The organism is Azospira oryzae, from assembly GCF_004217225.1.
Lineage (GTDB): Bacteria > Pseudomonadota > Gammaproteobacteria > Burkholderiales > Rhodocyclaceae > Azospira > Azospira oryzae.
The window spans coordinates 1,919,072-1,943,791 of sequence record NZ_SHKM01000001.1 but is presented as its reverse complement, the minus strand read 5'-3'; the positions used below and the strand labels follow the sequence as shown (position 1 = coordinate 1,943,791).

23 protein-coding genes are annotated in these 24,720 nt (G+C 69.4%); 21 read left to right on the top strand and 2 right to left on the bottom strand.

The window, feature by feature from the left end; translation table 11 throughout:
• Positions 1–14 precede the first annotated feature (14 nt).
• The 4 genes from EV678_RS08905 to EV678_RS08890 all read left to right on the top strand — a co-directional run bounded on the left by EV678_RS08905 (position 15) and on the right by EV678_RS08890 (position 3,422).
• Positions 15–1,214: an acetyl-CoA C-acyltransferase gene (locus EV678_RS08905; RefSeq protein ID WP_130459221.1), complete on the top strand. Its 1,200-nt coding sequence runs from the start codon at positions 15–17 to the stop codon at positions 1,212–1,214.
• Positions 1,215–1,384: 170 nt separating this feature from the next.
• Positions 1,385–1,888: a DUF4442 domain-containing protein gene (locus EV678_RS08900; RefSeq protein ID WP_014235436.1), complete on the top strand. Its 504-nt coding sequence runs from the start codon at positions 1,385–1,387 to the stop codon at positions 1,886–1,888.
• 92 nt (positions 1,889–1,980) lie between these two features.
• Positions 1,981–2,535 (top strand): DUF2802 domain-containing protein, encoded by a 555-nt coding sequence (locus EV678_RS08895; protein WP_014235435.1) that lies wholly within the window; start codon positions 1,981–1,983, stop codon positions 2,533–2,535.
• 41 nt (positions 2,536–2,576) lie between these two features.
• The gene (locus tag EV678_RS08890) at positions 2,577–3,422 is read left to right on the top strand and encodes an SPOR domain-containing protein (protein WP_130459220.1); all 846 of its coding nucleotides are present in this window, start codon (positions 2,577–2,579) and stop codon (positions 3,420–3,422) included.
• A 210-nt stretch (positions 3,423–3,632) separates the two neighbouring features.
• On the opposite strand, the gene EV678_RS08885 is transcribed toward EV678_RS08890, so the two are convergent.
• Positions 3,633–3,986, bottom strand: a complete 354-nt coding sequence (locus tag EV678_RS08885; RefSeq protein ID WP_130459219.1) for a tetratricopeptide repeat protein — start codon at positions 3,984–3,986, stop codon at positions 3,633–3,635.
• Positions 3,987–4,031: 45 nt separating this feature from the next.
• Here EV678_RS08885 and EV678_RS08880 point away from each other — a divergent pair, with 45 nt between their 5' ends.
• The 6 genes from EV678_RS08880 (at position 4,032) to EV678_RS08855 (ending at position 11,556) form a co-directional block, all read left to right on the top strand.
• Positions 4,032–4,412: a RidA family protein gene (locus EV678_RS08880; RefSeq protein WP_130459218.1), complete on the top strand. Its 381-nt coding sequence runs from the start codon at positions 4,032–4,034 to the stop codon at positions 4,410–4,412.
• Positions 4,413–4,426: 14 nt separating this feature from the next.
• The gene (gene recG / locus EV678_RS08875; protein WP_130459217.1) at positions 4,427–6,502 is read left to right on the top strand and encodes an ATP-dependent DNA helicase RecG; all 2,076 of its coding nucleotides are present in this window, start codon (positions 4,427–4,429) and stop codon (positions 6,500–6,502) included.
• A gap of 100 nt (positions 6,503–6,602) precedes the next feature.
• Positions 6,603–7,103, top strand: coding sequence for an acyl-CoA thioesterase (locus tag EV678_RS08870; RefSeq protein WP_130459216.1), 501 nt, complete (start codon positions 6,603–6,605; stop codon positions 7,101–7,103).
• Between the two features lie 29 nt (positions 7,104–7,132).
• Entirely contained in the window at positions 7,133–8,485 is a 1,353-nt protein-coding gene (locus tag EV678_RS08865) for a DEAD/DEAH box helicase (RefSeq protein WP_235832422.1), read from the top strand.
• Between the two features lie 2 nt (positions 8,486–8,487).
• Positions 8,488–9,816 carry an MFS transporter gene (locus tag EV678_RS08860; protein WP_130459215.1) on the top strand — a complete coding sequence of 443 codons (1,329 nt, stop codon included), beginning with the start codon at positions 8,488–8,490 and terminating at the stop codon, positions 9,814–9,816.
• Between the two features lie 132 nt (positions 9,817–9,948).
• Complete coding sequence (locus EV678_RS08855; RefSeq protein ID WP_130459214.1) at positions 9,949–11,556, top strand: methyl-accepting chemotaxis protein; 1,608 nt, start codon at positions 9,949–9,951, stop codon at positions 11,554–11,556.
• Between the two features lie 30 nt (positions 11,557–11,586).
• Here EV678_RS08855 and EV678_RS08850 read toward each other — a convergent pair whose 3' ends face one another.
• Entirely contained in the window at positions 11,587–12,375 is a 789-nt protein-coding gene (locus EV678_RS08850; protein ID WP_130459213.1) for a sulfite exporter TauE/SafE family protein, read from the bottom strand.
• Between the two features lie 136 nt (positions 12,376–12,511).
• On the opposite strand from EV678_RS08850, the gene EV678_RS08845 reads away from it, so the two are divergent.
• The 11 genes from EV678_RS08845 (at position 12,512) to EV678_RS08795 (ending at position 24,713) form a co-directional block, all read left to right on the top strand.
• Positions 12,512–13,405 (top strand): LysR family transcriptional regulator, encoded by an 894-nt coding sequence (locus EV678_RS08845; protein ID WP_130459212.1) that lies wholly within the window; start codon positions 12,512–12,514, stop codon positions 13,403–13,405.
• Between the two features lie 53 nt (positions 13,406–13,458).
• The gene (locus EV678_RS08840; protein WP_014235424.1) at positions 13,459–13,707 is read left to right on the top strand and encodes a hypothetical protein; all 249 of its coding nucleotides are present in this window, start codon (positions 13,459–13,461) and stop codon (positions 13,705–13,707) included.
• A gap of 36 nt (positions 13,708–13,743) precedes the next feature.
• The gene (gene ubiA, locus EV678_RS08835; protein ID WP_130459211.1) at positions 13,744–14,655 is read left to right on the top strand and encodes a 4-hydroxybenzoate octaprenyltransferase; all 912 of its coding nucleotides are present in this window, start codon (positions 13,744–13,746) and stop codon (positions 14,653–14,655) included.
• A 7-nt stretch (positions 14,656–14,662) separates the two neighbouring features.
• A complete protein-coding gene (ubiD, locus tag EV678_RS08830; RefSeq protein ID WP_130459210.1) occupies positions 14,663–16,138 on the top strand; it encodes a 4-hydroxy-3-polyprenylbenzoate decarboxylase in 1,476 nt (491 codons plus the stop codon).
• A gap of 160 nt (positions 16,139–16,298) precedes the next feature.
• Positions 16,299–16,988 carry a sensor histidine kinase gene (locus EV678_RS08825; RefSeq protein ID WP_130459209.1) on the top strand — a complete coding sequence of 230 codons (690 nt, stop codon included), beginning with the start codon at positions 16,299–16,301 and terminating at the stop codon, positions 16,986–16,988.
• Positions 16,989–17,019: 31 nt separating this feature from the next.
• Positions 17,020–18,645 carry a tetratricopeptide repeat-containing response regulator gene (locus EV678_RS08820; protein WP_014235420.1) on the top strand — a complete coding sequence of 542 codons (1,626 nt, stop codon included), beginning with the start codon at positions 17,020–17,022 and terminating at the stop codon, positions 18,643–18,645.
• 4 nt (positions 18,646–18,649) lie between these two features.
• On the top strand, positions 18,650–19,144 hold the full coding sequence (locus tag EV678_RS08815) for a GNAT family N-acetyltransferase (protein WP_235832421.1): 495 nt from the start codon (positions 18,650–18,652) through the stop codon (positions 19,142–19,144).
• Positions 19,145–19,228: 84 nt separating this feature from the next.
• Entirely contained in the window at positions 19,229–20,107 is an 879-nt protein-coding gene (locus EV678_RS08810) for an ion transporter (RefSeq protein WP_130459208.1), read from the top strand.
• Between the two features lie 64 nt (positions 20,108–20,171).
• Entirely contained in the window at positions 20,172–20,891 is a 720-nt protein-coding gene (gene sfsA, locus EV678_RS08805; RefSeq protein ID WP_130459207.1) for a DNA/RNA nuclease SfsA, read from the top strand.
• A gap of 250 nt (positions 20,892–21,141) precedes the next feature.
• On the top strand, positions 21,142–21,924 hold the full coding sequence (locus tag EV678_RS08800; RefSeq protein ID WP_130459206.1) for a hypothetical protein: 783 nt from the start codon (positions 21,142–21,144) through the stop codon (positions 21,922–21,924).
• Positions 21,921–24,713 (top strand): patatin-like phospholipase family protein, encoded by a 2,793-nt coding sequence (locus EV678_RS08795; protein WP_130459205.1) that lies wholly within the window; start codon positions 21,921–21,923, stop codon positions 24,711–24,713. The genes EV678_RS08800 and EV678_RS08795 overlap by 4 nt, the downstream gene beginning before the upstream one ends.
• Positions 24,714–24,720: the final 7 nt, after the last annotated feature.

Below are 24,720 nucleotides of genomic sequence, written 5' to 3'. Positions count from 1 at the left end.
GAAGGAGACAAACAATGACCAAACAAATCCAAGACGCCTACATCGTCGCCGCCACCCGTCTGCCGGTGGCCAAGCGCAACGGCATGTTCAAGACCACCCGTCCCGACGACATGCTGGCCCACGCCCTCAAGTCCGTCATGGCCCAGGTGCCCCAGCTGGACCCGGCCCTGGTGGAAGACGTGATTGTCGGCTGCGCCATGCCGGAAGCCGAGCAGGGCATGAACGTGGCCCGCATCGGCCTGCTCCTGGCCGGCCTGCCGGACACCGTGCCGGGCATCACCATCAACCGCTTCTGTTCCTCCGGCGTGCAGGCCGTGGCCGATGCCGCCGCCCGCATCCGCCTGGGCGAGGCCGACGTGATGCTGGCTGCCGGCACCGAGACCATGAGCCTGATGTCCCAGATGATGGGCAACAAGGTGTCCCTCAACCCGGCCATTTTCGAGAAGGACGAGAACGTGGCCATCGCCTACGGCATGGGCCTCACCGCCGAGAAGGTGGCCCAGAAGTGGGGCATCAGCCGTGACGACCAGGATGCCTTCGCCGTGGCCTCCCACCAGAAGGCCGTGGCCGCCATCGCCGCCGGCAAGTTCAAGGACGAGATCAGCCCCTACACCGTGCGCGCCCACCTGCCGGACTTGAAGAGCGGCACCGTGCGCATCGTCGAGAAGGTCTGCGACACCGACGAAGGCCCCCGTCCCGATTCCAGCCTGCAGGGTCTGGCCAAGCTGAAGCCCGTGTTCAACGCCCGGGGCAGCGTCACCGCCGGCAACTCCTCCCAGATGTCCGACGGCGCCGGTGCCGTGCTGCTGGTCTCCGAGAAGATCCTCAAGCAGTTCAACCTGCAGCCCCTGGCCCGTTTCGCCGGTTTCTCCGTGGCCGGCGTGCCGCCGGAGATCATGGGCATCGGCCCCATCGCCGCCATTCCCAAGGTCCTGGCCCAGGCCGGCATCAAGCAGGACGACCTGGACTGGATCGAGCTGAATGAGGCCTTCGCCGCCCAGGCCCTGGCGGTGACCCGGGAACTGGGTCTGGACCCGGCCAAGATCAATCCCCAGGGCGGCGCCATCGCCCTCGGCCATCCCCTGGGCGCCACCGGCGCCATCCGCACCGCCACCCTGGTGCACGGCATGCGCCGGGAAAACAAGAAGTGGGGCATGGTCACCATGTGCATCGGCACCGGCATGGGTGCCGCGGGCCTGTTCGAGGCCCTGTAAGGCGCAGCGCGCCCCGGCCGGTGCCGTTCTCCTCCAGGGGCGGTGCCGGCCGGGGCATTTTTGCGTTTACCGACTTGTTGTAAGCTGCATCCCCGACAAAGGCCACGGGGCGGGCGCCGGCCGGCGCCGCACCCGTTGCGCCAAGCCATTCCCCAAGGAGATTCCCGACCATGCTGCCCAAATGGTGGAAAAAGCTGCCCCCCGCCTGGCGCCCGGCCATCCTGCGCTGGGGTTTCAACTGGTTTCCCGCCTGGCGCGCCACCGGCGGCCGGGTCATCCACGTTTCCGCCGACCTGAAGCGCATCGTGGTCAAGCTGCCCCTCAACCGGGGCACCCGCAACGCCGTCGGCACCATTTTCGGCGGCGCCCTGTTCGCCACCACCGATGGCCTTCATCCCACCCTGCTGGCCCTGCAGCTGGGCCACGACTACATCATCTGGGACAAGGCCGGCGCCATCCGCTACCGCAAGCCGGGCCGGGCGCCCCTTTTTGCCGAATTCCACATCGACGATGCGGAGACCGAACTGGTGCGCGAAATCGTCGCCCGGGACGGGGAGTGCGAACGCACCTATACGGTGGAGCTGAAGGACCGTCACGGGGTGGTGCACACCATCGTCGAGCGCACCGTGTACATCGCCGACAAGGCCTTCTACCGCAACAAGGTGGCGGCCTAGGCGGGGCCTGGAGCGGCCGCGTTAAGAGCCCGCGCCGGCACGAGCCCTCTGGCATAATACGGCCCCATGACTGACAAGGCGCGGCATACCCCATGAATCTCGACACCTGGCTGGCGGCTGCCGGCATGGGCTGGCGTGAAGCCGTGGTGGGCATCATTGCCCTCCTGGGGCTGTACATCCTGTTCGTGCTGCTGCGCCTGAAGCGCCTGGCCCGCCGCCGCCAGGAGGCAGCCGCGCCGGCGCCCAAGGCGCCGAGCCTGGGCGAGGTCGGGGACGATGGCGACGACGAGGCCGGCGACGAGCATCCGGACCCGGTCTACAGCCGCCCCGAAAAGCCCGCCTTCGCCTGGAACGAACCGCCGGCCAAGGACTTTGCCGAAGAGCAGTACTACAAGGCGGTCCAGCTCGAACTGGGCCAGCTGCGGGAGGAAGTGGCGGTGCTGCGCCACGAGTTCGCCACCCTGCGCGAAGAGATGCGCGGCCAGGTCGGCCAGATCAAGGCTTCCCAGAACATGTCGCCCCTCTACAGCGACGCCATGCAGATGGCCATGCTGGGGCACGACGCCGAAACCATTGCCGAGCGTTGCGGCATCGCTCGGGCCGAGGCCGACCTGGTGGTCGCCCTGGCCCGCAACCAGGGCGATTGAGGCCGGGCGCCGCACACCGATAACCAGGGAAAGGGACCACCATGGCAGAAAAGAAACCGGCGACCAAGGCGACCGGCGCCAAGACGGCCGCCAAGCGCAAGGAAGCGCCCGCCGTCGATCCCCAGGACGAGATCAAGCAGCGCCTGGGGCGGCGCATGGCCTTCGCCGGCGTCATGATCGCCGTGCTGCTGGCCGCCCTGGCCCTGTTCGACCATCTCTCCAAGGCCCCGGAAGAAGAGGAAGTGGCCGTGGCGCCGGCACCGGCACCGAAGGAAGTGGCCCAGCCGGTGAAGCCGGTGGAACCCGTGGCGCCGCCCGCCGAAGAAGCCAAGGCCGAGGAAAAGGCGGCCGAACCCGAACTGTCCGCCGCGCCGGTGACCAAGGGCCAGCCGGCCCCCGAACTGCCGCCGCCGCCCCAGGTGGCCGCCAAACCGGCCCTGCAAACGACGCCCCATGCCGCCCAGCCCATCCGCGGCGCCACCTCCGGCCCGGTGAGCAACGGCCGCCAGCCGGCCCAGGGCCGTCAGGGCACCGTGGCCAGCGTCACGCCCGCGCCTGCCGCTGCGGCGCCGGCCGGCACCACGCCTGCCGCCCAGCCGGCCCCGGCGGCGGCACCGGCCAACGTGCAGCCGATGCCGGTACGGCCCCAGCCCCTGCCGCCCCGCCTCTTCTCCGGCTACGTGGTGCAGGCCGGCGTCTTCAGCAGCACCGAGCGGGCCGAGGAACTGCACGCCAAGCTGCAGCTGAACGGCATTCCCTCCAATATCGAATCCCGGGTGAACGTGGGGCCCTTCAAGTCCAAGGAAGAGGCCGACGCGGCCCGGGCCAAGCTCAAGGCCCTGGGCATCGACTCGGTGCTGGTGCCCCCCGCCGGCAACCGTCGCTAAGGGCGGGCGGCGGTCCCGGCACCCACCTTGCCGGGCCGGCCGCTGCTGCCTGATGCAAGCAGCAGCCGGAGCCCGTCGCGGTGCCGGCATTGCCTCAAGATTGAAAACGACCTGCCGGGAGAGGCAGGCGGGATGCGCCTCCTGGCCATGCCATGACCAGGAGCGGCGTCCTTTCTGCCTTCCAGGCCGGATGCAGCAGCAGGCTTCGCCTCAGGTCTGATCCGGGCCGGTATCAGGCGACTGCAGCAGCTTTTCCAGGCGGCGGGCGAAGACCGTCATTTCCTTGGCCGCCTGCACGTCCCCCCGTCCCTCCGCCACCGTAATGCCCTGCCGGTAGGCGGCCAGGGCTTCCGCCGGCCGGCCGCCCTCGGCCAGGGCCTTGCCCAGCAGCTTCCAGGCGGCGGAGTACTTGGGGTCCTTGTCCACCGCTTCCCGGAAGCGGGCCGCGGCCTGCTCCCACTGTTCGGCCTTGAGCCACTCGTTGCCCAGGGAATAGCGCAGCAGGGCCCCGTCCCGGGGACCGTCCAGCAGCTTTTCCAGATTGGCGATGATCGCTGTCGTCATTTACCATTTCCTTTTTTCCAAGGCTTCATTCTAAAGGACAGCAAAATGGCCAAAACGATCATCGCCACCGACAAGGCTCCCGCCGCCATCGGCACCTACTCCCAGGCAGTGAAGGCTGGCGACACCGTTTATCTCTCCGGCCAGATCGGCCTGGACCCGGCTTCCATGCAGATGGTGGAAGGCATCGACGCCCAGATCGTGCGCGTCTTCGACAACCTCAAGGCCGTGGCCGAGGCCGCCGGCGGCTCCCTGTCCGACACGGTCAAGCTCAATGTGTACCTCACCGATCTGGGCAATTTCGCCAAGGTGAACGAGGTCATGGCCCGTTACTTCAGCCAGCCCTATCCCGCCCGGGCCGCCGTCGGCGTTGCCTCCCTGCCCCGGGGCGCCCTGGTGGAAGCCGACGCCGTGCTGGTGCTCGGCTAAAGCGCAGAACCGTCTTGGCGGAAAAGAAGGCCGGGCCGGCCAAGGCCGCCAAGGCGCCAGCCAAGGGGGCCAGCGCCCTGCAGCAGAAGCTGGGCAAGCTGGGGCTGCACTCGCGCAACGATCTGCTGCTGCATTTTCCCCTGCGCTACGAGGACGAGACGGCGGTGGTGCCGGTCAATGAGGCGCCCTGGGACGAGCCGGTGCAGGTGGAGGTGCGGGTCACCGACGTCTCCATCCAGTTCCGCCCCCGGCGCCAGCTGGTGGCCCGCTGCGAGGACGACTCGGGGGAACTGTGGCTGCGCTTCCTCAATTTCTACGGCAGTCAGGTCAAGCAGCTGGAAACGGCCCGGGACGAGGGCCGCAAGCTGCGGGTCTTCGGCGAGATCCGGGGCGGCTTCTTCGGTAGCGAGATGGTCCATCCCCGCTACAAGTCGGTGGAGGAGGGGAGTGCCCTGCCCCAGTCCCTGACGCCGGTCTATCCCACCACTGCCGGCCTGGCCCAGTCCGCCCTGCGCAAGCTTATCGGCAAGGCCCTGGCCGAGTCCGACCTGGCCGACACCCTGGACGAGGCGCAGCTGCAGGCCCTGGACCTGGAGCCCTTCGCTGCCAGCGCCCGACTGCTGCACGCGCCGCCCCCCGGGGTCGATGAATTTGCCCTGCAGAACCACCGCCACCCGGCCTGGCGCCGCATCAAGTTCGACGAGCTGCTGGCCCAGCAACTGTCCCTGCGCCGGGCCTACCTGGCGCGGCGGGAAAAGGGAGCGCCGCGGCTGGATGCCCCCGGCGCCCTGGCGCGGCAGCTGCTCGCCCAGCTTTCCTTCCAGCTCACCGGGGCCCAGCAGCGGGTGTGGCAGGAGATCGCCCGGGACCTGGCCGAGGCCCATCCCATGCAGCGCCTGCTGCAGGGGGACGTGGGCAGCGGCAAGACCATCGTCGCCGCCCTGGCCGCCTGCCAGGCCATCGAGTGCGGCTGGCAGGCGGCTTTCATGGCGCCCACGGAAATCCTCGCCGAGCAGCATTACAAGAAGCTCTCGGCCTGGCTGGAGCCCCTCGGCATTACCGTCGCCTGGCTCTCCGGCAGCCTCAAGTCGGCGAAGAAAAAAGCCGCCCAGCAGGAGGCCGCCGCCGGCGCCCAGCTGGTGGTGGGCACCCACGCCCTGATCCAGGCCGACGTGGATTTCCTGCGCCTGGGGCTGGCCATCGTGGACGAGCAGCACCGCTTCGGCGTGGCCCAGCGCCTGGAACTGCGCAAGAAGGGCAAGGCCGGCATCCCGCATCAGCTGATGATGTCCGCCACGCCCATCCCCCGCACCCTGGCCATGAGCTACTACGCCGACCTGGATGTCTCGGTGATCGACGAACTGCCGCCGGGGCGCACCCCCATCCGCACCAAGCTGGTCTCTGACGCCCGTCGCGACGAGGTGGTGGGGGCGGTGCGCCACGCCGTGGAGAGCGGGCGCCAGGCCTACTGGGTCTGTCCCCTGATCGAGGAAAGCGAGAAGCTGGACCTGCAGGCCGCCATCGACACCCACGCCATCCTGGCCGAGGAGCTGGAAGGACTGTCGGTGGGCCTGGTGCACGGCCGTCTCAAGCCCGACGAGAAGGCCGCCACCATGGCCGCCTTCGCCGCCGGGGAGATCCAGGTGCTGGTGGCCACCACGGTGATCGAGGTGGGGGTGGACGTGCCCAACGCCAGCCTCATGGTGATCGAGCATGCGGAGCGCTTCGGCCTGGCCCAGCTGCACCAGCTGCGGGGCCGGGTGGGCCGGGGCGCCCACGAGTCGGCCTGCGTCCTGCTCTACGCCACACCCCTGTCCCAGACCGGGCGGGCCCGCCTGAAAATCATCTACGAGAACACCGACGGTTTCGAAATCGCCCGTCAGGACCTGCAGCTGCGCGGCCCCGGCGAGTTCGTCGGCGCCCGCCAGAGCGGCGTGCCCCTGCTTCGCTACGCCGACCTGGAAATGGACGCCGACCTGGTGGAGCTGGCGCGGGATCTGGCCGAACGCCTGCTGCGGGACGATCCGCCCCGGGCCGAGCGCCATCTGCGGCGCTGGCTGGGCAGCCGGGAAGAGCTGCTCAAGGCCTGACCGGCGGCCTGCTGCAGCCCCGGGTACAATAGCGCCGCGGTGCCGCGCCAGCCGTTTCGTCCCGCTTCCCGCTTTCTCATTCTGCCTCGCGAGTCCTGCCATGAACCTGCCCAACCACCAATTGTCGATGACCGTGCTGATGACGCCGGACATGGCCAACTTCAGCGGCAAGGTACACGGCGGCGCCGTCCTCAAGCTGCTCGATCAGGTGGCCTACGCCTGTGCCAGCCGCTACGCCGGCGCCTATGTGGTGACCCTCTCGGTGGACCAGGTGATGTTCCGCCAGCCCATCCACGTCGGCGAGCTGGTGACCTTCCTGGCCAGCGTGAACCACACCGGCACTTCCTCCATGGAAGTGGGCATCAAGGTGGTGGCGGAGGATATCCGCTCCCAGGTGGTGCGCCACGCCAACAGCTGCTTCTTCACCATGGTGGCGGTGGACGACCAGGGCAAGCCGACCCCGGTGACGCCCCTGGAGCCCCGGACGCCGGACGAGCTTCGCCGCTTCGAGGCCGCCTGCACCCGCCGCCAGCTGCGTCAGGAACTGGCCCGCCGCTTCGAGGCCACCCACGGCGCCCATGCCGGCCCCCTGGCCGACTGAGCCGCACCGCCCCTTATTCTGCAATCCCTATGTCCAGCCAAACACCGCCCATGACCTTCGCCGATCTCGACCTCGTGCCGCCCCTGCTGGAAGCCCTCGACGTGCTCGGCTACCAGACCCCGACCCCGGTCCAGGAGAAAGCCATTCCCGCCGTCCTGGCCGGGGGCGACCTGATGGCGGCGGCCCAGACCGGCACCGGCAAGACCGCCAGCTTCGCCCTGCCCCTGTTGCAGCGGCTGGCCCACGATCCGGAGCCCACCGCCAGCAACAGCACCCGGGCCCTGATCCTGGTGCCGACCCGGGAGCTGGCCCAGCAGGTGTGCGACAGCTTCATCGCCTACGGCCAGTTCCTGGTGCTGCGCAGCTACGCCGTCTATGGCGGGGTCAGCATCAATCCCCAGATGATGAAGCTGCGCAAGGGCGTGGACATCCTGGTGGCCACCCCGGGCCGCCTGCTGGACCTGCACCGGCAGAACGCGGTGCGTTTCGACCAGGTGCGCACCCTGGTGCTGGACGAGGCCGACCGCATGCTGGACCTGGGCTTCGCCCGGGAGCTGAATGCCCTCTTCGCCCTGCTGCCGAAGCAGCGCCAGACCCTGCTTTTCTCCGCCACCTTCTCCGACGCCATCCGCAGCATGGCCAACCAGCTGCTGAAAAAGCCCCTCTCCATCGAGACGGCCCGGCCCAACGCCACTGCCCGGGGCATCAAGCAGTGGGTGGTGCCGGTGGACAAGAAGCGCAAGAGCGCCCTGTTCTGCCATCTCTACAAGCACAAGAAGTGGGACCAGGTGCTGGTCTTCGTCAAGACGCGCAAGGGCGTCGATGAGCTGGTGGAGACCCTCACGGCCAAGGGCATTGCCGCCGAATCGATCCACGGGGACAAGCCCCAGCCGGCCCGCCTGCGCGCCCTGGAAAGCTTCAAGGCCGGCCAGGTGCGGGTGCTGGTGGCCACCGACGTGGCCTCCCGCGGCCTGGACATCGACGACCTGCCCCGGGTGGTCAACTTCGACCTGCCCATCGTCCCCGAAGACTACGTGCACCGCATCGGCCGCACCGCCCGGGCTGGCGCCAGCGGCGAGGCCGTGTCCCTGGTCTGCGCCGACGAAGTGAACCTGCTCGGCGCCATCGAGGTGCTGATCGGCCAGCCCCTTTCCCGCATCGAACAGCACGGCTTCGAGCCGGACCACCGGGTGCCAGAGACCGGCCCCGCCGGCCAGGTGATCAAGAAGCCGAAGAAGCCGAAAATGCCCAGGCACCTGGACTACGGCATCGGCAGCGGGCCCACCCGGGGCAAGGGCCCCGGCAGTGCCAAGGCCCCGGGCGGCCGGCGCGGGGCCGGGCGGCCGGGAGGTAAGGCCGCGCCCAAGGCCCGGGGCCGCTGAGCATGGCCGGCCAGTTCGGCCTGCTGCGGCAACGCCGCTTCCTGCCCTTCTTCGGTACCCAGTTCCTCGGAGCCTTCAACGACAACCTGTTCAAGAACGCCCTGGTGGTGCTGCTGACCTTCCAGGCCGCCAGTTGGACGGCCCTCGATCCGGGCCTCCTGGCCAACCTGGCGGCAGGCATCTTCATCCTGCCCTTCTTCCTCTTCTCCGCCAGCGCCGGCCAGCTGGCCGACAAGTACGACAGGGCGGCCCTGGCCCGCCTGGTGAAGCTGCTGGAAATCGCCATCATGGCGGTGGCGACCCTGGGCTTCGTCCTGCACAGCCTGCCCGTGTTGCTGGGGGCCCTGTTCCTGCTGGGCTGCCATTCCACCCTGTTCGGACCGGTGAAGTACGCCATCCTGCCCCAGCATCTCTATCCGGAGGAACTGGTGGGCGGCAATGCCCTAGTGGAGGCGGCCACCTTCGTCGCCATCCTGCTCGGTACCCTGGCCGGCGGCATCCTGGCCGGGCTCGGCAACGCTCCCGGCTGGATCAGCCTGGGCGGCCTGGTGGTGGCCGTGGCCGGTTATCTGTGCAGCCGGGCCATTCCGTCGGCGCCGGCGCCGGTACCCGGGCTGCGGCTTAACCCCAATCCTTTCTCGGAGACCTGGCGCAACATCGGCTTTGCCCGGCAGGATGGGCGGCTGTTCCTCGCCATCCTGGCCATCTCCTGGTTCTGGCTCTACGGCGCCCTGTTTTTGGCCCAGTTTCCGGCCTTCGCCAAGCAGGTGCTGGGGGGCGGCGAGTCCACCGTGACCCTGCTGCTGGCCACCTTCAGCGTCGGCATCGGCGTCGGCTCCCTGCTTTGTGAACGCCTCTCTGCCCGCCGCCTGGAGCTGGGCCTGGTGCCCCTGGGCGGACTGGGGCTGACCCTGTTCGGCGTAGCTGTTGCCCTGGTCTCCCCGGCGACGCCGCCGGCCGGTGCGCCCCTGGCCCTGGGAGCCTTGCTGGCCAGTGCCGGCCTGCTGCCGGTGATGTTGGCCCTGTTCGGTATCGGTGTCTGCGGCGGCCTTTTCATCGTGCCCCTCTACGCCCTGCTGCAGGTGCGAGGCGAACCGGCTTGCCGGGCCCGCATCATCGCCGCCAACAACATCCTCAATGCCCTGTTCATGGTGGTCGGCTCCCTCGCCGCCGGTGCCCTGCTGGGTGCCAGCCTCTCTATTCCCCGGTTGTTCCTGCTGGCGGCCCTGCTCAATGGCGTGGTCTGTATCTTCCTTTGCCTGCGGGCGCCTGATTTCCTGATCGCCTGCCGTAACTGGCTGTGGCGGAAGCCTGGCGAACCCTCTGTCTGAGTATTATGGGGTGCGCCGTACGGTACTCCCGTCGGGATGAGTGGCACTTGGTTAATCCAGGCGCTTGCCCCTATCATTCCGCTGGCAAGTTCTAATCTTCCAATACTCTAATAATCGAATGGAATATCTGGCATGGGATTGAAAGCGCGTATCGCACGGGCCATGGGGGTGGTGTTTGCCATTTTTTTACTGGCCACCGGCTTCGGCCTCTACGGTCTGCACCAGACCAAGGAGACCTTCATCCGCCACGTGGAGGTGGACATGGCCCTGGAACGGGCCATCGTCGGCATGTACGCCCAGGGGCTGCAGAGCGGCCAGGCCCTGCGTAATGTGGTGCTGGACCCGGCCAACAAGACCGGTCACGGCAACCTGAAGAAGGCCCTGGAAGAGTTCGACGGCTACTATCAGAACGCCCGCGCCCTGGTGCCGGCGGAGGCGCCGGTGGCCAAGGTGCTGCAGGAAGTGGCGGCCCTGGCGGCGGAGCGGCGCAGCCTCATCGACAAGGTGGTGGAGACGGCGGTGGGCGGTGCCGGCAGCGAGGCGGTGGCCCTCATCAACAGCAGCGAGACGCCCCTCTGGCGCAAGATCCGCGGCCATCTGCTGGACCAGATGAAGGCCATGAAGATCCAGCTGGACGAGAGCAAGGAAGCGGGCATCGCCGAGATCGAGCGTACCGAGCGGCTGGTGATCGGCCTGGCCCTGGCCAGTATCGTCATCGCCATCGTCCTCCTGGCCCGGGTGCTGCAGGTGGTGGGGCGCCAGCTGGGCGGCGATCCTTCCGAGGTGATGCAGGTGGCCGAGCAGGTGGCTGCCGGCAATCTCACCCTGCACATCGCCAATCCCCAGGAGGGCAGCGTGATGGCCGCCATGGCCTCCATGCAGACCCGCCTGGCCGCCATGGTGGCCCAGATCCGGCAGAACGCCGATTCCCTCCTGGCCTCCGCCGAGACCCTGGCGCGCAGCTCCGAGGAAGTGGTGGGGCGCACCTCGGAACAGACCGAGGCGGTGTCCGCCGTGGCCGCGGCCATGGAAGAGATGACCGTGGGCATTTCCCAGGTGCGCGACCATTCCGCCGAGGCCCGCTCCTACGCCCAGGAATCGGGGCGCATGGCGCACCAGGGCAACGAGGTGGTGGGCAATGTGGTGCAAGGCATGGGACGGGTGGCCTCCTCCGTCACCGAGTCGGCCCAGGGCATCGCCACCCTGGAACACGAGTCGGAAAAGATTGCCGCCGTGGTCGGCGTGATCAAGGAAGTGGCGGACCAGACCAACCTGCTGGCCCTCAATGCCGCCATCGAGGCGGCCCGGGCCGGCGAACAGGGGCGCGGTTTCGCCGTGGTGGCCGACGAGGTGCGCAAGCTGGCCGAACGCACCGCCCAGTCCACCGTGGAAATCGGCGTCACCGTCGATGTGGTGCGCAACGGCATCCAGCAGGCGGTGGAGCACATGGAGCGGGGTGTGACCCTGGTCCAGGGCGAATCGGGCAAGGTGGCCGAGGCCGGCAGCACCATTTCCGCCCTGCACGGCTATGCCGACAAGGTGGTCGGCGCCGTGCACGAAATCGGCGATGCCCTGCAGGAGCAGAGCGCCGCCAGCACCGAGATCGCCCGCCGCATCGAGCTCATCGCCCAGATCAGCGAGCAGAACAGTTCCGCCGTCCAGGCCAGTGCCGGTGCCGTGGCCCAGCTGCAGCAGCTGGCCCGCAGCCTGAGCGACTCGGTGCACCACTTCCGTACCTGACGGAGGAGCGCCGGCCCGGGGCTGCCGTTCCTAGCCCAGGGCGGCCCGGGCCAGCAGGCCCAGGCCGGCGGCCGCCAGGGTGCCGTTGAGCAGGCGCAGGAAGCGCTCCGGCGACAGCCGCAGGTCCAGGTGGTGGCCCAGCCAGGTGCCGAGCAGCATAGGCGGCACCGCCAGCAGGGCCAGCAACAGCAGGCTCGGGTCCAGCAGCCCGGCCAGGGCGCACAGGATCACCCGCAGCCCGGTGCTGAGGGCCATCAGCACCGCCTGGGTGGCGCGGAATACCTCCCGCTCCAGGGGCTGGCGGCTGAGATAGGCGGCGTAGAGAAAGCCGCCACTGCCGAACAGTCCGCCAAAAATCCCCCCGATCACACCGCAGACCCCGCCCCAGCGCAGCAGCAGCGCCGGCGGCCGGGGCTGCCACAAGCCCCACAGGCCGTAGGCCAGGATGAAGAGCCCAAGAGCCGCCGCCAGCCAGTGGCCCGGCAGGCGCCCGAGGAGGGCGATGCCCAGGGCTTGGCCCAGGGCCATGGTCGGTACCAGACGCAGCAGTTGGGCCCGGTCGATGTGGCGGCGCTGGCGCCAGCCCCGGCCGGCGGCCCCGGCGCAGTCGAGCAGGGCCAGCAGGGGAATGATGCGGGGCACCGGCATCACCGCCGCCAGGGGGCCGGAGGCCACCATGGCCGAGCCGAAGCCGACCAGGGCGAATATGGCATAGGCCGCCACCAGGGCCAGGGCGGCGAAGGCGAGGGCGGTGGGGGCGGGCAGCTGGTCCGTCAGGGCGCCGTGGAGGGCGGCCGGCAGCAGGGTGTCGAAGGGCATGGCATGGAATCCTTGTCTGGCGGGCTCCCGGCGGCGGCTGGCCGCGAAACAGGGCGGGCCCGGATGGCTTGCATGATGGTTGGCGTCTGGCTATAACGCCAATATCAAATTTGTCATTCATCCATGCCGATTCGTTATGCCTAGCCTGCGCCAGATCCGCTACTTCCTCAGCGTCGCCGACCTGGGGGGCTTCACCCCGGCCGCCGCCGCCCTGCACGTGGCCCAGCCGGCCCTGAGCCGCCAGATCGCCCAGCTGGAGGAGGAACTGGGGTTCGCCCTGCTGCGCCGGGAGCCCCGGGGCGTCAGCCTGACCGAGGCCGGCGCCCTCTTTCGCCAGCGGGTGGGCGGCCTGGAGGAGGAACTGCGCAGCGCCGCCGAGGATGCCCGCCGCCTGCACCGGGGCGAGGGCGGCGTGCTGCGCCTGCTGCACTCCAGTTCCACGCCCCTGGCCGGCCCCCTGCTGGCGGCCCTGCAGGACTTCACCCGGGACCAGCCCCGGGTGCGGGTGGATGTGGACCGGCTCTCCTCCGAGCAGCAGCAGGAGGCGGTGGCCCAGGGCCGGGCCGATCTGGGCCTGGCCCGCCTGCCCCTGCTGCGCCAGGAGGGCGGTATCGAAATCAGGCCCCTGCCTGAAGAGCGGCTATGGGCGGCCCTGCCGGCCGGCCATGCCCTGGCAGGCGCGTCCGTGCTGGCTCTTGGCGACCTGGCCGACGAATGCTTCGTTTTCGCCGTGCACCGGGAGCGGGGCGGCCTGGCGCGGCGGGTCACCGACCTCTGCCTGGCCCGGGGCTTTGCGCCCCGCCTGGCGCCGGTGACTTCGCGCAAGACGGCCATGCTCAACCTGGTGGCGGCCGGCTTCGGCATCGCCGTGGTGCCCGCCGCCATGGCCTCCCTGGCCACTCCCGGGGTCCATTTCGTGCCCCTGGCCGATGCCGACGCCCTGGCCCGGGCCGCCCTGCTGCTGCCGCCCCGGCCCTCGGCCCTGGCCGCCGCCTTCGCCGACGCGCTGCAGCGCCGCTGGTCCGCCTAGGGGCAGGTGGGGGGCGGATGTTAGGATGCGGCTTTTGCCGAGGGAGGACTGCCGTGTCCCTGTTGTTGCGATTCGTGGGTTTGGCCATTGGTGGCTTTTTGCTGGTGGGCGGCCTGGCCAGCCTGGTGCTGGGCGTCCTGGCCCTGGGCGAGCATCCCCAGAAGGGCTTCCAGGTAACCATCTTCTCCCTGGTCATCACCGGCATCGGCCTCTGGGTCTTCTGGGAAATCCTCGGCCGCAAGTGGCTGGCCCGCCGGCGCGGCGAGGTGGAGCCGCACGTCGCTCCCGGAGCGATGGACTAAAATCCCGTTCTTGCGGACTGCGATTTCCTGCCGACCATGACCACTTCCCAAGCCCCGCTTTCCCTGCGCCACCGTCTCGACCAATACGAAAAGCTGATGCGGCTGGACAAGCCCATCGGCACCCTGCTGCTGCTGTGGCCGACCCTCTGGGCCCTGTGGCTTTCCGCCGTGGGCCAGCCCCAGTGGTGGGTGGTGTGGATCTTTGCCCTGGGCACCCTGCTGATGCGCTCCGCCGGCTGTGTCATCAACGACTATGCCGACCGGGACTTCGATCCCCACGTGGCCCGCACCAAGAGCCGCCCCCTGGCGGCCCGGACGGTGTCGCCGCGGGAGGCCCTGGGTCTTTTCGCCGTCCTGGTGCTGCTCTCCTTCCTGCTGCTGCTGCCCCTGCTGACGCCTTTGGTGTTCGCCCTGGCGGCGGTGGCAGTGTTCCTCGCCGCCAGCTACCCCTTCACCAAGCGTTTCTTCGCCATTCCCCAGGCCTACCTGGGCATCGCCTTCGGCTTCGGCATCCCCATGAGCTACGCCGCCCAGCTCGGCACGGTGCCGGCGGAAGCCTGGTGGCTGCTGCTGGCCAACGTCTTCTGGGCCGTCGCCTACGACACCGAGTACGCCATGGTGGACCGGCCCGACGACCTCAAGATCGGCATCAAGACCTCCGCCATCACCTTCGGCCGCTTCGACGTGGCGGCGGTGATGTTCTGCTACGGCGTTACCTTCGCCCTCATCGCCTGGGTCGGCTACGGCCTGCAGCGGGGCTGGGCCTTCTACGCCGGCCTGCTGGGGGCGGTGGCCCTGGCCATTTACCACTACACCCTGATCCGCACCCGGGAGGGCGGCCCCTGCTTCAAGGCCTTCCTGCACAACAACTGGGTCGGTGCCAGCATTTTCGCCGGCATCGCCGTGGACTTCTGGCTTCACCCCTTCGGCGTGCTGCCCCTGAAATAGGCTTCCCATGAAATACCGCGACCTGCGCGACTTCACCGCGCAACTGGAACAGCAGGGCGAACTGAAGCGGGTCAGCGTGCCCGTGGACACCCGCCTGGAAATGACCGAAATCTGCGACCGGGTGCTGCGGGCCGAGGGGCCGGCCATCCTCTTCGAGAAGCCGGTGGGGCCTAACGGCGAATTCACCATTCCGGTGCTGGCCAACCTCTTCGGCACGCCCCGGCGTGTCGCCATGGGCATGGGCCAGGATTCGGTGTCGGCCCTGCGCGAGGTGGGTACGGTGCTCTCTATGCTGAAGGAGCCGGAACCGCCCAAGGGCTTGAAGGATGCCTGGGAGAAATTCCCCCTCTTCAAGCAGGTGCTCAACATGGCGCCCAAGGTGCTGTCCTCCGCCCCCTGCCAGGAGGTGGTGTGGGAGGGCGACGCGGTGGATCTCTCCCGCCTGCCCATCCAGCACTGCTGGCCCGGCGATGTGGCACCCCTGATCACCTGGGGCCTGACCATCACCCGGGGCCCCTTCAAGAAGCGGCAGAACCTGGGCATCTACCGGCAGCAGGTGATCGGCCGCAACAAGCTCATCATGCGCTGGCTGGCCCACCGGGGCGGGGCCCTGGATTACCGGGACCACTGCCAGAAAAATCCCGGCCAGCCCTATCCGGTGGCGGTGGCCCTGGGAGCCGATCCGGCCACCATTCTCGGCGCCGTGACGCCGGTGCCGGACAGCCTCTCCGAATACCAGTTCGCCGGCCTGCTGCGGGGCGCCAAGACCGAACTGATCAAGTGCATCGGCAATGACCTGCAGGTGCCGGCCTCCGCCGAGATCGTCCTGGAAGGGGTGATCCACCCCGGCGAGACGGCCCTGGAAGGGCCCTACGGCGACCACACCGGCTACTACAACGAGCAGGCCGAGTTTCCGGTGTTCACCGTCGAGCGCATCACCATGCGCAAGAACCCCCTCTACCACAGCACCTACACCGGCAAACCGCCGGACGAGCCCGCGGTGCTGGGCGTGGCGCTGAACGAGGTGTTCGTGCCCCTGCTGCAGAAGCAGTTCACCGAGATCGTCGATTTCTACCTGCCGCCGGAAGGCTGCTCCTACCGCCTGGCCGTGGTCAGCATCAAGAAACAGTACCCGGGCCACGCCAAGCGGGTGATGTTCGGCATCTGGAGCTTCCTGCGCCAGTTCATGTACACCAAGTTCATCATCGTGGTGGACGACGACGTGAACATCCGGGACTGGAAGGAAGTGATCTGGGCCCTCACCACCCGCATGGATGCCACCCGGGACACCACCCTGGTGGACAACACCCCCATCGACTACCTGGACTTCGCCTCCCCGGTGGCCGGCCTCGGCTCCAAGATGGGGCTGGATGCCACCAACAAGTGGCCCGGCGAGACCAGCCGGGAATGGGGCCGCCCCATCGTCATGGACGAGGCGGTGAAGACCCGGGTGGACGAACTGTGGCAGCGCCTCGGGCTGTAAGCGGCCGCTGAGGGCAGGGCCGCGCCCCGCCTGGGCCCCAGAGCCCGGGGAGGCGGCGCGGTCCGGTCTGGTGCGGGGTGTTCGATATTACTTTGGTATTAGTGCTGCTCTGTGACAAAATTGGCATTTTTCCGCTTCCGGTGACGCCAGGATACTGCCCATGAACCCGCCCGATACTTCCCCCGACCTGTCGGTGTTCCTCGCTTCGTCGGTGCACGACATGAAGAACTCCATCAGCATCCTCATCGGCAGCATGGAGAAGCTGCTGGCCGACAGCGACCCCAGCCGGCCCGAGTTCGGCGAAATGACCCACATGATGTACGAGACCAAGCGGATCAACGGCAACCTGATCCAGCTGCTGGCCCTCTACAAGCTGGGCAACCACCTCTATCCCTTCGCTCCGGAGGACTGGGTGCTGGAGGACTTCGTCGCCGAGACCGTGTCCCAGCACCTGCCCCTGCTGCGCTTCCGCGGCCTGGAATTCGAGGCCGTGGTGGAGTCGGACCTGGTGTGGCCCTTCGATGCGGACCTGGTGGGCGGCATCATCGGCCACGCCCTCAACAACGCCATCCACTACACCAAGGGCAAGGTGCGCCTGGTGGTGCGGGAGACGGAGGAGGGCCTGGAAATGCGCGTCGAGGACGACGGCCGCGGCTATCCCCAGAAGATGCTGGATGACGGCGTCGCTGCCATGAACGGGGTGGACTTCCAGGGCGGCAGCACCGGCCTGGGCCTCTACTTCTCCGCCATGGCCGCCCGGCTGCACCGCAACAAGGGGCGCCACGGCGCCATCCGCCTGGAAAACGGCGGCGCCTGGGGCGGCGGCTGCTTCGTCCTGACCCTGCCCTGAGCGGCCCATCTCCAGGGAAAACAGAACAACAATGAGCAACTTCCAGAACATCGACTTCGGCAGCAAGAGCTTCCTCGTCATCGACGACTTCCAGGGCATGCGCACCGTGCTGCGCGACATCCTGCGCTCCATGGGGGTGAACCCCAAGGTCATCGCCACCGCCGCCAACGGCAACGAAGCCATCAGCCAGCTCAGCCAGACCCGCTTCGACGGCGTCCTCTGCGACTTCAACCTGGGCGCCGGCAAGAACGGCCAGCAGGTGCTGGAGGAGGCCAAGTACCGCAACCTGGTGGGACCCAGCTGCGCCTGGGTCATGATCACCGCCGAGAAGACCGCCGACGTGGTCATGGGCGCCGCCGAATACCAGCCGGACGCCTACCTGCTCAAACCCATCACCGAATCCACCCTGCGCCTGCGCCTGGAAAAGATCTGGGTGAAGAAGGCCGCCTTCGTGGACATCGACCAGGCCGTCATGGCCATGGACTTCCCCCTGGCCATCCGCCTCTGCGACGAGCGCCTGGCGGTGGACAAGGCCAATGCGGGCGAACTGCTGCGCCTGAAGTGCCACCTGCTGCTGGTGTCCGGCGAACACGAGCAGGCCCGCCTGCTCTACAACGCCCTGCTGGCCAAGCGGGACGTGCCCTGGGCCCAGCTCGGCCTGGCCCGGGTGCATGTGGCGGCCGGCGAGCTGGACCACGCCCAGGCCCTGCTGGAAACCCTGGTGGCGGAGAACCGCACCTACCTGGAAGCCCACGACTGGCTGGCCAATGTGCACAACGCCCGGGGCGACCTGCAGAAGGCCGAGGAGGTGCTGGAAAACGCCGCCCGCCTCTCGCCCCTGTCGGTGATGCGGCAGAAGAACCTGGGCGAAGTGTCCCTGCAGCTGGGCAAGGTGGAAAACGCGGAAAAGGCCTTCCGCAAGAGCGTGGCCCTGGGCGAGCACTCGGTGCTGAAGACGCCGGACGCCTACCTGGGCCTGGCCCGGGCCTGCAGCGCCCAGAACAACAGCAAGGAAGCCCTGCAGGTGCTGTCCACCCTGACCAAGCAGTTCGATGCCGAGGAGGTCAAGGTCAAGGCCATGGCCACCGAAGGCATGGTCTACCACCGGGCCGGCGACCTGGAATCCGCCCGCAAGGTGGCCCTCAAGCTGGACGAGGTGCTGGCCCAGCCCGGCGCGCCCCGCCTGGAGAGCGCCGCCGTGGTGGAGATGGCCGAGCTGATGATGGTCTCCGGCGAGAAGGAAAAGGCCGCCGCCCTGCTCCAGGGCGAAGTGCGCAACAACCCGGACGACGCCATCCTGCTGCAGCGCATCCAGCAGGTGTTCGACACCGGCGCCATGAGCGAGGAGGGCGTGGCCCTGGTGGAAGCCTCGCGCAAGGAAGCGGTGCAGCTGATGAACCAGGGCGTGCTGCTGGCCCGGGACGGCAAGTTCGACGAGGCCATGGAAGCCATGCGCACCGCCTGCGAGCGCCTGCCGGGCAACGTGCGGGTGCTGTTCAACTTCGCCCACATGGGCATCACCTTCATGCAGCGCACCGTGGTCAGCCCCTCCCTGGTGGACGAAATCCGCCAGCACCTGGAAACCGCCCACCGCCTGGCTCCCGCCGACAAGCGCTATCCCCAGCTGCTGGGCAAACTCAAGTCCCTGGCCGGCTGACGCCATGCCGACCATGCCGCCTGTGGAGGTCCGCCCCACCGACCTGAGCCAGCCGCAGCAGGCCGCGGCCTGGCTCGATCTGCTCGACCACTACGCCCGGGACCCCATGGGCGGCGGCAGCGGGCTGGACCCGGCGGTGCGGCAGGCCCTGGTGCCGGCCCTGGCCGGCGTGCCCCATTTCCACAGCGCCCTGGCCTGGCAGGGGGATGAGGCCGTGGGCCTGATCAACTGCTTCGCCGGCTTTTCCACCTTCGCCGCCAAGCCCCTGCTCAACATCCACGACATCGCCGTGCGCGACGCCCGCCGCGGTGCCGGCATCGGCCAGGCCCTGCTGGCCTGGGCCGAGGGGCGGGCCCGGGAACTGGGCTGCTGCAAGCTGACCCTGGAAGTGCTGTCCAACAACCGGCGCGCCCTGGCCGCCTACGAGCGGGCCGGCTTCGCCCCCTACGTGCTCGATCCGGCCGCCGGTCAGGCCCTGTTCCTGCAGAAGCTGCTGTAGGGCCGGCCGGTTCCCCGGGCCGGCGGCCGGCGCTAAGATGGCGGGCTGGTTCCCCTGTTTCCCGACTTTCCGAAGCGACCGCCCATGAGCCCTGCCGCCGCCGTCCATTCCGCCGCCGATTCCCTGGGCAAGCCCCTCGCCGGCTGGCGCCTGCGCCTCTACTCGGTGGTATTCGAGTCGGAGACCCGGGCCGGTCGCCTGTTCGACCAGTGCCTCATCTTCGCCATCCTGGCCAGCGTCGCGGTGGTCATGGCCGACAGCGTGCATAGCCTCAACGCCCGCCACCAGGACCTCTTCGCCACCCTGGAGTGGGGCTTCACCCTGCTGTTCACCGCCGAATACCTGGCCCGCCTGGCCTGTCTGCGCCGGCCCTGGCGCTATGCCCTGAGCTTCTTCGGCCTGGTGGACCTGCTGGCCATCCTGCCCACCTACCTGGCGCTGCTGGTGCCCGAGGCCCACCTGCTCATCGACGTACGCATCCTGCGCCTGCTGCGCATGTTCCGGGTGCTCAAGCTCACCGCCTACCTGGGCGAGTACCAGATGCTGGGCAGCGCCCTGCTGGCCAGCCGGCGCAAGATCCTGGTGTTCCTCTCGGTGGTGCTGATGATCGTGCTGGTCATGGGCACCCTGATGTATGTGGTGGAAGGCCCGGCCAACGGCTTCACCAGCATTCCCACCGCCGTCTATTGGGCCATCACCACCATGACCACCGTCGGCTTCGGCGACATCACGCCCAAGACCGACGTGGGCCGTCTCATCTCCTCGGCCATGATGCTGCTCGGCTGGGGCACCCTGGCGGTGCCCACCGGCATCGTCACCTCCGAGATCACCGCCCAGCGCCTGCAGGTCACGCCCAGCAGCCGCACCTGTCCGGACTGCCTGACCGAAGGGTTGGCGCCGGAGGCCGCCTACTGCCAGGCCTGCGGCGCCCGCCTGCCGGAATACCGGCGCGATCCGGCCTGAGCCTTTCCCCTTTTCTGCCACCCGCCCACGCCGCGGCCCCGGAGCCGCCGCCGGAGCATTCCCCATGCAACTGCCCCTGCTCACCGAAGGCCGCCTGCTGCGGCGCTACCAGCGTTTCCTCGCCGACGTCGAACTGGCCGACGGCAGCGTGGTTACCGCCCATTGCCCCAACACCGGCTCCATGCAGGGCTGCAAGGATCCGGGCAGCCGGGTGTGGCTGTCCCCCAGCGACAACCCCCAGCGCAAGCTGGCCTGGACCTGGGAACTGGTGGAGGCGGACGGCGTCCTGGTGGGCCTGCACACCGGCCGCACCAACGCCCTGGTGCGGGAAGCCATCGAGGCCGGCGCGGTGGCCGAGCTGGCCGGCTATGGGGCGATCCGCGGCGAGGTGCCCTACGGCGGCGACAACGGCCGCGGCGGCAAGCGCAGCCGCATCGACCTGCTGCTGACTGAAGCAGGGCGCCCGCCGTGCTATGTGGAGGTGAAGAACGTCACCGCCGCCGTCGCCGGCGGCATCGGCTATTTTCCCGACGCCGTCACCGAGCGCGGCACCAAGCACCTCAACGAAATGGCCGACGAGGTGGCCAAGGGCAACCGGGCCGTGCTGTTCTTCTGCGTGCAGCGGGGCGACGTGGATGAAGTGCGGCCGGCGGACCACATCGACCCGGAATACGGCCGCACCCTGCGCCGGGTCCTGGGGCTGGGGGTGGAGGTGCTGGCCTACGGCGCCGACGTCCGCCCCGAGGGCATCCGGCTGTGGCGGCCCCTGCCGGTGGTGTGCTGAACCGGCGTCAGCAGAAATTTCTATGCTGGGCCAGGCCCCGCGTCCCTAAAGGGATGGCGGGGCTTTTTCATCCAATGGGGGCGCGCTTCCTGGGGCGGTGCAGGGAAAGCCGCTCCGGGACTGGCCCGGCGGCCGGCGGCTGACGCCGTGATTCTTTGGGTATGCCAAATGGCTTAATGGAAAAACCCTTACGGTTATCCATAATGGATTTTCCCGACCCGTCGGCCCATTCGCTGCCAAGGAGAACGCCATGCATCCCTCTGCCATCGCCGCCTTCCGCCATTCCCTTTGCCTTGCCCTGCTGGGCCTTTTGCTCGGTGCCGCCGGCGCCGGCGCCGCAGAGGAAAGGAAGGGGCTGGAAAAAGTGCAGGACAGCTTTCTCAAGCTGGTCTGCGGCAAGACCGCCGTCGCCGACAACAGTGCCTGCGCCAGGATGCTGGGCGATGCCGGCCAGGGCGACGACGGCGCCCGGGTGCGGCAGCTGGCGGCCCACTTCGTCGTGCTGACCTTCGCCGAGGCCGGCACCCGGGCCCTGGAGGAGCACGAGGACCGGGGCGTGCTGGCGCCGGCCCTGCTGCAGCGCATCCGCACCGCCGAGGCCGAACTGCACGAGGCCTGCTCGGTCCTGGCGTGGACCCCGGCGGCGCGCAAGGCCGCCATCTATCCCCTGGAGCGGGCCGATGCCCTGATCGCCGTGGCCGACGTGGTCAAGGCCGGCATCAAGCCCACCGCCCGGCGCCTGCGGGGGCTGGCCAGCAATCCGGTGAGCCTGCTGGCCGAGGTGGGCGACGTGCTGGAGGACGGCATGGCCGATGCCATCTACGGCTCCGCCTCCCGCCGCGGCTTCGTCGCCGCCCTGGACATCATCGCTCCCCAGAACAAGGTGGACGGCAAGGAACTGAAAGGGGCCTGGCAGGCCGTGGCCGACCGCCTGGAAGTGTCGTGCAAGAGCCTGGCCCGCCTCGGCGGCGCCCAGGAGGAGAGCGCCCCCGTGTGCAAGGTGCTCAAGCCCTGCGCGGAGCTGCAACCATGAGCGCGCCCCTGTTGCCTGAAGATGGCCCGGAGCGAAGCCAAAGCTGGCGCCAGTTCGAGGACGAGGCCCGGCGTCTGCGCCCGACGGCAGCATCGGAGTCGGCAGCGGCGGGGGTCGTCCGGGTCCAGGCCTGGTCCGGCGAAGCCGCCGCGACTCCGCCCGAGCCTCCGGCACCCCAGCCGGCCGCCACGGCGGCTTTCTGCGGCCTGGCCCTGTCCGGCGGCGGCATCCGCAGCGCCACCTTCGCCCTGGGCGTGCTGCAGGCCATGGCCGAGGCCCGCCTGCTGCGCCGGGTGGATTACCTGTCCACCGTTTCCGGCGGCGGCTACATCGGTACCTGGCTCTCCGCCCTGATCCACCGTACCGATGCGGACAGCCGCCGGGCCGTGCGGCAGCTGGAACAGCCCGGCCCCGTCGGCATCGCGCCCTCGGTGGCCGCCGCCGGCCAACCCGGTGGCTGCCGGGACGACGCCAACCAGACGGCCACCGGCGCCAGCGAGCATCCGGCCATTGCCTTCCTGCGCCGCTACAGCAACTACCTGACGCCCCGCTTCGGCCTCTTCAGCGTGGATACCCTGGCGGCGGTGGCCAACCTGTCGCGCAACCTGCTGCTGACCCAGAGCGTCTTCATCCTCTTCCTCCTCGGCCTGCTGTTCCTGCCGCGGGGCGTCGTTCTTGCCCTGTGGCAGGGCGGCCCGCCGGCGCCCTGGCTGTGGGGGGCGGTGCTGCTGTTGCTGGCCGTCGCCGCCCGGGGCCTGTACCGGGGCATGACCTGGTACCGGCGCCCGGCCGCCGCCGGCGACGGATCGTCCCGTCCCGGGCCGAGCCAGGGGCAGGTGCTGCGCGGCGCCGTGCTGCCGGGCATGCTGGCGGCCCTGCTGGCCGCCGCCCTGTTCAACGACGGGACCTGGCTGCCGGCCCTGGCCGGCGGCGACGGGGCGCTGTGGGCCGCCCTGGTCCTGGCCTACCCCCTGCTGTGGCTGCTGGCGGCGGGCCTCGACCTGCCCCTGCCCCGGGGCGGCGGCACCGCCTTCCGTGTCTCCCTGGCGGCAGCCCTGCCCGCCGGGGCCCTGCTTGCCGTCCTGGTCTACGGCTATGTGCGCCTCCTCGCCGCCCTGCCGCCGCCGTCCCGGCCCTGGCTGGCGGTGGGGCTGGGAGCCTTCGTCCTGTGGGAGTTCCTCTGCCTGGCGGTCGCCCTGCACATCGGCCTGATGAAGCGGGCCCTGGCCGAACTGGCGCGGGAGTGGGCCGGCCGGGCCGGCGGCATGTCCATCGGCATCGGCCTGGGCTGGTCCCTGGTGGCCCTGGTCAGTTTCTACGGCAGCGCCTTCCTCGGCTGGCTGGGCCAGACCCTGGCGGCGGCGGGCGGTCTCGCCTGGCTGATCAGCACGGTGGCCGGCGCCCTCGCCGGACGCAGCCCGGCCACCGGCGGCAAGAGGGCCAACCCCTGGCTGGAGCGGCTGCTGCAGGCGGCCCCCTACATTTTCATCGGCGGCCTGCTGCTGTTTCTTTCCTGGCTGGGGGAATGGGGCCTGCGCACCCTGGCCGGGGCGGGGGAGCAGCCCTGGTTCCTGGCGCCGTCCCTAACCATGCCCGGGCTGGCGGCGGTGGTGCTGGCGGCCAGCGTCTGCCTGCTGGGCGCCTGGGCCCTGTCGGCGCGGATCGACGTCAATCTCTTTTCCATGCACCAGTTCTACCGCAACCGACTGACCCGCTGCTATCTGGGCGCCTCCAATCCGCAGCGGCGCAGCGACCGTTTCACCGATTTCGACCCGGCGGACGACCTGCCCCTGCAGGACCTGGCGGCCCAGCGCCCCATCCCCCTGCTCAACGGCGCCCTCAACCTCACCGGCAGCGAACCCCTGGAATGGCAGCAGCGCCAGGCGGCCCCCTTCATCTTCTCGCCGGACCGCTGCGGCTTCCTCCTGCCGCCCTCGTCCCAGAGCCCCGAGTGGCGCGAGTTCCTGGCGCCGAGCCGGGACTACATGAGCCGGGAGGGCGCCCATCTGGGCATGGCCATGGCCGTCTCCGGGGCCGCCGCCAACCCCAACATGGGCTACCACACCGAGCCGGCCATGGCCTTCGTCATGGCCCTGCTCAATGTCCGCCTGGGGCGCTGGTGCCCCAATCCGGCAGGACCGTTCGCCGCCCTCAGCAGTCCGCCCCTGGGGCTGTGGTACCTGCTGCGGGAGCTGTTCGGCAGCGTCAATGAGGACACCGGCTTCGTCAATGTCTCCGACGGCGGCCATTTCGAGAACCTGGGGCTGTACGAACTGGTGCGCCGCCGCTGCCGCCTGATCGTGGTCAGCGACGGCGGCCAGGACCGGGACTTCCAGTTCGAGGACCTGGGCAACGCCATCCGCAAGTGCCGGGTGGACCTGGGGGCCGAGATCGACATCGACGTGCGCCCCCTGCTGCCCGGGGCGGCGCCGCGGCAGCGGCTGGCGGTGGGGCGCATCCGCTACTGGGACGACGGGCGGCAGGCCCTGGCGGGGATGCCGCCGACCCCGGAGTGCGGCGTGCTGGTGTACCTGAAACCCATGGTGCTGGGGGACGAGCCGGTGGACGTGGGCAACTACGCCGCCACCCATCCTGACTTCCCCCACCAGTCCACCGCCGACCAGTGGTTCGACGAGGCCCAGTTCGAGAGCTATCGTCAGCTGGGGCTGGCCACCGGGCGCCGGGGCTTCGGCCAGGGACCATGGCGGCAGGACGAGGCGGCGGACGACGAGGCCTGGGTGCGGGCCGTGGCCGCCGCCCTGGCACCGGCAGCCGCAGCGGCGCCCTAGGCGCCGG